Consider the following 6000-nt stretch of genomic DNA (forward strand, 5'->3'; position numbering starts at 1 on the left):
ATAGGTGATACACATTGCGAAAACTTAGTAACCAGTATATGAGTTATAAGATCCACCTGGAGTTTTGTTACACTCACTAAGCAGGAAAAAAACGTTTTGTAGTTTTCAAACTGTATGCTCTTATTGGTTGTGTTAGCGACCAAAATTAGTTTATTTTATACCGTTAATATGTTATTATTCCTCCAAAAGTTCAGTGTCGTTGCTTGTGTTTTTATTTGCCTGAGTTGCCAGACTGAGACACACAAACAAAATAAACAAGTACCTTTGGTCAAAGTGTTGTTTTTGGGCAATAGCTATACTTATTATCATCGAATGCCAGAAATGTTTACCCAACTTGCGCAGCACAACAAAAAAAATGTCGCAGTACAATCAGTAGCCAGTGGAGGACGGCGTTTGCAAGACCATAGCCGAAACCGCCGGGTGAAAAAAATGATTCAAGAGCAAAATTTCAATTGGGTAATATTGCAAGAGCAAAGTATTGTTCCCTTCGTGCAAACCACCCAAATGTATGAAGCTGTTCGTACTATAGATACTTGGGCAAAGCAACACAAAACCCAAAGCATGCTTTTCCTGTTTTGGGCGCGCAAGTATACCCATGATATGGGCATTCGTTTAGAGGGAGTGCCTTATTATCAACGCTTTAGGAGTTTTACTGAAGCGCAAAATAGTTTGGTGCATACCCACAAAAAAATTGCTGATGAGCTAGGTGCACCCATAGCACCTGTAGGGGTAGTTTGGCAACAATTACACTATCGTTTGCCGCAGTTACACCTATGGCAGGCAGATGGTAGTCACCCTACCAAAGTTGGTGCTTACATCACGGCATTGGTTTTTTATGCTTCTATTTTTCAAGAGTTGCCCATGAGTCACCTACATAGTTGTCCACTTAAACCCGCAGAACAACAACTTATAGCAGACATAATTAAGGCAAATGTGCTCGATCGCAAGGAATATTGGAACAGTAGTCGTTAACTTTTACCAAAGATCATTTTGTAGGCTTTTTGGTACAATGAGGCATTATTTGGTGCATCCTCCGAAAAAATAGTATGCATGCACAATATTTTTTATTAATTTGCAACTTATGATCGTAGGGAAAAATGGAAAACGAATGAAGCCAGAAGAAACCGTAGATTTTCATATCAAAGCTACATGGCACGCTATAGCGCGTATGTACAATGCTGAAGCTGCCAAGTATAACGTAACAGTGTCGGTAGGGTATATCTTGCTAAATATAGATTTAGAGCAAGGAACACCTTCTACCAAGATAGCCCCTTTGCTAGGCTTAGAAGCTCGAAGCATTACCCGTACGTTGAAAAACATGGAGAATGACGGATTGATTTATAAAGTACAGGATACTAAAGATCGTCGTTTTTTTAGGATATTTTTGACAGATAAAGGCCAAGAAGGCAGAGAACATGCACGACAAACTGTGCTCAAGTTTAACCACGCTGTATATGAGACTATTCCAGACGAAAAGCTAAAGGTGTTTTTTGAAGTGATGATGCAAGTGCAGAAAATTATTGATGGGGGAGAAGTTTATCTTGATAAGTAATGTTGCCGAAATAATGTCAGCAAATTTAAGTAAATATTTTTTCGCCTTGTCTAGCGACTAAAATATACAGTTAAAATGGGGAAGTTATTTTGACTGCATTAAGTAGCCGCAAGTCCTTAGATACCGATGAATATCGGTGCAATTAGCTATAAGCTACAAGTAAAGATAACTCTCTCATAATATGATAGTTATACTTGCATATTAGATATATTTAATTTTGTCTTGGTAAGTAGCAGCAAGCAATTAGCTATAAGCTACAAGTAAGCATAACTCTCTCATAATATGATAGTTACGCTTGTATATTAGGTATATTTAATTTTGTCTTGGTACATACATACTAATGCATCGGGAACCAATACGATGATAAAAAAGTTAGTAGGGCACGATTCCAGGCACATCCCCCTTATTTTCTAATCAATTTTTCAATGTTTTTCAGAGTTTTGGGCAGGTGAGTAGCCGAGGCATTGCCCAGTTTGTCGAGCCAATGCAGGTAAATGAGCTCTACCCCTGACAATGGTTCATGGGTCGAAAACCGCCGTCTTTTTTCGTGTTGATATTTATCTACCAAGTGTTGCATTTGGTCTTCATCCAGACAGTCGCGCAGCAACCCCAAGGCAAGGTTTCCTACCTCCCAGGCTATTTTGTGTTCCTCTTGTAAGGCTTGTTGTACTACACTTCTAAACCGCTTGAAGGGATATTTCAGATCAATAATTTGCTCAATTTGCTTGAGTACCTCCCCCGATACATGCGCTTGTTTCCATACCTCAAACAAATCGTCTTTGAGCCCCACATACTGAAAACTATGTGCCTTGGCTATTTCAAGCGCAAGTAATACATTGCGTTCGTCGTCAGTACTAAAAAGTAATTGTTTGAAACGATCAATGGCATTTTTATCTATAGGGGCAGGGTCTGTCATCGTTGCCCCTCCGCTACAAAAATATACTGTGCCACCTTGTGCGAAATCATCATAGGAGCCTCCGCTTTATCCAGGCAAATCTCAAGCGATTCGTCATACTCTACCTTGTCCAAAATGGTAATGGCAGTACCTATATTGATCTTGAGCTTGTTGAGGTGTTTCAAAAACAAAGGATCGCCCTCTTCTACAGCAAGCACCTTGAGGGGTTGGTGAAGGGGAGCTTCTTGCAAACTTATTTTTTTGCGTTTTATAATTTCCCCTTTATCGTTGGGTATAGGGTCTCCGTGAGGGTCATACGCCGGAAACTCTAAAAACTCATCTAACCTTTGGATAAGGGTAGGCGACTGAATGTGTTCGAGTTGTTCGGCAACATCGTGCACCTCGTCCCAACTAAAATGGAGCTTTCTTACTAAAAAAGTTTCCCAAAGTCGGTGTTTTCTTACAAGATTAATGGCAATTTGCCTACCTTGTCTAGTAAGGGTTACTCCTTTGTACTTCATGTGGTTTACCATCTCCTTTTGCGACAGTTTTTTAATCATATCGCTTACCGAGGCAGCACTTATGTTAATTTTTTTAGCTATTTCGTTGGTGCTGATTCCTTCTTTTTCTCCGTGAGTTTCAGAAAGTTGATAAATGGCTTTTAGGTAATCTTCTTCTGTTAAACTAAGCATCTGCAAATAAAGAGATAGTGTGACTTGAGACAATAAAGTTAATAAATTTTTAAGTACCTACCGGAGCACTGGTCAAAGTTTTGACAAATGAGAAAAATTGTACACAACATTGCCTCAATAATTGTAAGTAGATGCCCTTGTACTATTTGACGATTGCCTGTTTGATTTGTTGAGTGAAGTACTTAGAAAAATTACGCAAAAAGCGGATATACACTGTTTTTGTGAAAACTGAAAACAATGTACAAAGCTTGCAGGTTTTGTTGAATGTTTAGAAAAAAAAATAAACAAGTTTTCGGTTTCACGGTTTTGTTAATGAATTTAATGTTATTTTATACTACTCATTAAACAAAAAACCAAATTATATACTAAAAAATACAAGAAAATGACTAAAGTAAAGGCGCATATTATTGGGGGAGGCTTTGCAGGGTTGGCAGCCGCATCTTGTTTGGCTAACGACGGCTACGATGTAACAGTGTTTGAAAAAAACGCCATGTTGGGGGGCAGAGCGCGTAAGTTTGAAGCCAATGGTTTTGTATTTGACATGGGTCCAAGCTGGTATTGGATGCCTGACGTATTTGAGTCATTTTTTAACAAATTTGGCAAGTCGGCAAAAGACTACTACGACCTCCAAAGACTTGACCCTTCTTATTCAGTGTTTTTTGGCAAAGATGATATAATGGAAGTACCCGCCAACCTCGACGAACTCCACCAAATATTTGAGTCTCTTGAACCCGGCAGTAGTGCCAAACTCACTCAGTTTTTGAAAGAAGCCGCCTACAAATATGAAGTGGGTATCAACGATTTGGTGTATAAACCAGGGCGTTCTTTGCGTGAGTTTGTAGACATGCGCCTCATTACCGGAGTATTTCGTTTGCAGGTGTTCAACTCTATTTATAGCCACATCCGAAAGTATTTTAAGCACCCCAAACTTATCCAGTTGTTAGAGTTTCCTGTGTTGTTTTTGGGAGCCACCCCGCGTAATACCCCCGCCCTATACAGCCTAATGAACTACGCCGATATTGAACTAGGCACCTGGTACCCAATGGGGGGAATGCACAAGATAGTAGAGGGGATGGTAAGCCTTGCCGAATCGTTGGGGGTAAAGTTTGAGACCAACGCCAATGTAGAGCAAATAAAAGTAAAAAATGGTACTGCTACTGGGTTAATTATTGGTGGTGAGGAGCTTCTGGCCGATGTAATTGTTGGTGGGGCAGATTATCACCACGTAGAGCAACATCTGCTTGAAGAGAAATACCGTAAGTATTCTGAACATTATTGGGACAAGCGCGAAATGGCGCCTTCAAGTCTTATTTTTTATTTGGGAATTGACAAAAAATTAAAAAACTTACATCATCATAACTTGTTTTTTGACCAGGCATTTGAGCAACACGCCATAGAGATATACGAACAACCTCAATGGCCAAGCGAGCCTTTGTTTTATGTGTGCTGCCCATCGGTAACCGATGCCAGTGTAGCCCCCGAAGGCAAAGAAAATATGTTTATCCTGGTACCTGTAGCGCCCGACTTGAAAGACGATGAAGCCACCAGAGAAAAGTATTACAACCTGGTAATGGAACGACTTGAAAAGTTAACCGGACAATCGGTAAAAGAACATGTGATATACAAAAAAAGCTACGCGCACAATGATTTCATCAGTGATTATAATTCATTTAAAGGCAACGCTTACGGGCTTGCCAATACATTGCGCCAAACTGCTATACTGAAGCCTTCGCTCAAAAGTAGCAAGGTGAGTAACCTTTATTATACCGGACAATTGACTGTGCCGGGCCCAGGAGTTCCCCCTTCGCTTATATCGGGGCAGGTAGTAGCACAAGAGATAGCTAAAGCTTTTAAGAATAAAAAAGAAATACAAACTATTTAAACCAATCAAATATTACTTACAATGAAATCTCTATACGACAAAGTATCTTATAAGTGCAGTAAGCTCGTAACCAACAATTATAGCACATCTTTCTCTTTGGGCATCAGTTTTTTATCACAAAAAATACGCAAGCCTGTATATGCCATTTATGGGTTTGTAAGGTTTGCCGATGAGATAGTAGATACCTTTCACGGCTATGATAAAAAAGACCTGCTCGACAGGTTTAAACAGGAAACCTACCAGGCTATAGACGAAAAAATAAGCTTGAACCCTATTTTGAACAGTTTTCAGCAAACAGTCAATGAATTTAACATTGAGCGCGAATTGATCGACACGTTTTTGAAAAGTATGGAGATGGATTTAGTGGGCATTAGCTACGACCAAGAAGGTTACGAAGAGTACATTTTAGGTTCAGCCGAAGTAGTAGGGTTGATGTGTCTGCGGGTGTTTTGCGAAGGTGATTCTGCCAAGTACGACTCGCTCAAGTACGGCGCCATGCGTTTAGGGTCAGCCTTTCAGAAAATCAATTTTTTACGCGACCTCAAGCAAGACTATAAAGAACTGGGGCGCACTTACTTTCCGGGGGTTGACATCAGCGAGTTTGGCGAGATAAACAAGAAAGAAATAGAAGAAGACATAGAGCAGGATTTCAGAGATGGTTATGAAGGGATCAAAGGTTTGCCCAAACACGCCCGCTTTGGAGTATACATGGCGTATGTGTATTATTACTCTTTGTTTAAGAAAATACAAAACACGCCTCCCCGTCAAATTATGAGCGCACGCATTCGCATCTCGAACCGCCGCAAATACATGCTCTTTTTTAGCTCTTATGTCAAACATAGCTTGAATATGATTTAAATAATTACGAATGGTTCAATTACGAATTACGAATTGGCGCAAGCGTAGTTAATTACGAACCGACCAAAGGGAGCTCTGCGTAAGCTAATTACGAATTGGCGCAAGCGTAGTTAATTACGAA

General features: G+C 40.0%; 6 protein-coding genes. 4 read left to right on the plus strand and 2 right to left on the minus strand.

The annotated features are described in order from the left end of the window. Positions 1 to 168 precede the first annotated feature (168 nt). Together Q0954_RS23360 and Q0954_RS23365 are read left to right on the plus strand one after the other, a co-directional pair. On the plus strand, positions 169 to 972 hold the full coding sequence (locus tag Q0954_RS23360) for an SGNH/GDSL hydrolase family protein (RefSeq protein WP_299461013.1): 804 nt from the start codon (positions 169 to 171) through the stop codon (positions 970 to 972). A 136-nt stretch (positions 973 to 1108) separates the two neighbouring features. Beyond that, complete coding sequence (locus tag Q0954_RS23365) at positions 1109 to 1552, plus strand: MarR family transcriptional regulator (RefSeq protein ID WP_299461015.1); 444 nt, start codon at positions 1109 to 1111, stop codon at positions 1550 to 1552. A 403-nt stretch (positions 1553 to 1955) separates the two neighbouring features. Here the strand turns inward: Q0954_RS23365 and Q0954_RS23370 are convergent, their stop codons facing one another. Further along, positions 1956 to 2468, minus strand: coding sequence for a hypothetical protein (locus Q0954_RS23370; RefSeq protein WP_299461017.1), 513 nt, complete (start codon positions 2466 to 2468; stop codon positions 1956 to 1958). After that, positions 2465 to 3139, minus strand: a complete 675-nt coding sequence (locus tag Q0954_RS23375) for a metal-dependent transcriptional regulator (RefSeq protein WP_299461019.1) — start codon at positions 3137 to 3139, stop codon at positions 2465 to 2467. Before Q0954_RS23375 ends, Q0954_RS23370 begins: the two co-directional genes overlap by 4 nt. Positions 3140 to 3521: 382 nt before the next feature. Between Q0954_RS23375 and crtI the strand changes: the two genes are divergently transcribed. Then, the gene (gene crtI / locus Q0954_RS23380; RefSeq protein WP_299461021.1) at positions 3522 to 5021 is read left to right on the plus strand and encodes an NAD(P)/FAD-dependent oxidoreductase; all 1500 of its coding nucleotides are present in this window, start codon (positions 3522 to 3524) and stop codon (positions 5019 to 5021) included. Between the two features lie 21 nt (positions 5022 to 5042). Continuing rightward, positions 5043 to 5879, plus strand: a complete 837-nt coding sequence (locus Q0954_RS23385) for a phytoene/squalene synthase family protein (protein WP_299461023.1) — start codon at positions 5043 to 5045, stop codon at positions 5877 to 5879. Positions 5880 to 6000: the final 121 nt, after the last annotated feature.

The organism is uncultured Microscilla sp. (assembly GCF_947493425.1).
Taxonomy (GTDB): Bacteria; Bacteroidota; Bacteroidia; order Cytophagales; family Microscillaceae; genus Microscilla.

Excerpts from the sequence above, each read along its gene's own strand:
- Q0954_RS23360 (WP_299461013.1), top strand. The coding sequence starts at position 169 with ATGTTATTATTCCTCCAAAAGTTCAGTGTCGTTGCTTGTGTTTTTATT.
- Q0954_RS23365 (WP_299461015.1), top strand. The coding sequence starts at position 1,109 with ATGAAGCCAGAAGAAACCGTAGATTTTCATATCAAAGCTACATGGCAC.
- Q0954_RS23370 (WP_299461017.1), bottom strand. The coding sequence starts at position 2,468 with ATGACAGACCCTGCCCCTATAGATAAAAATGCCATTGATCGTTTCAAA.
- Q0954_RS23375 (WP_299461019.1), bottom strand. The coding sequence starts at position 3,139 with ATGCTTAGTTTAACAGAAGAAGATTACCTAAAAGCCATTTATCAACTT.
- crtI (WP_299461021.1), top strand. The coding sequence starts at position 3,522 with ATGACTAAAGTAAAGGCGCATATTATTGGGGGAGGCTTTGCAGGGTTG.
- Q0954_RS23385 (WP_299461023.1), top strand. The coding sequence starts at position 5,043 with ATGAAATCTCTATACGACAAAGTATCTTATAAGTGCAGTAAGCTCGTA.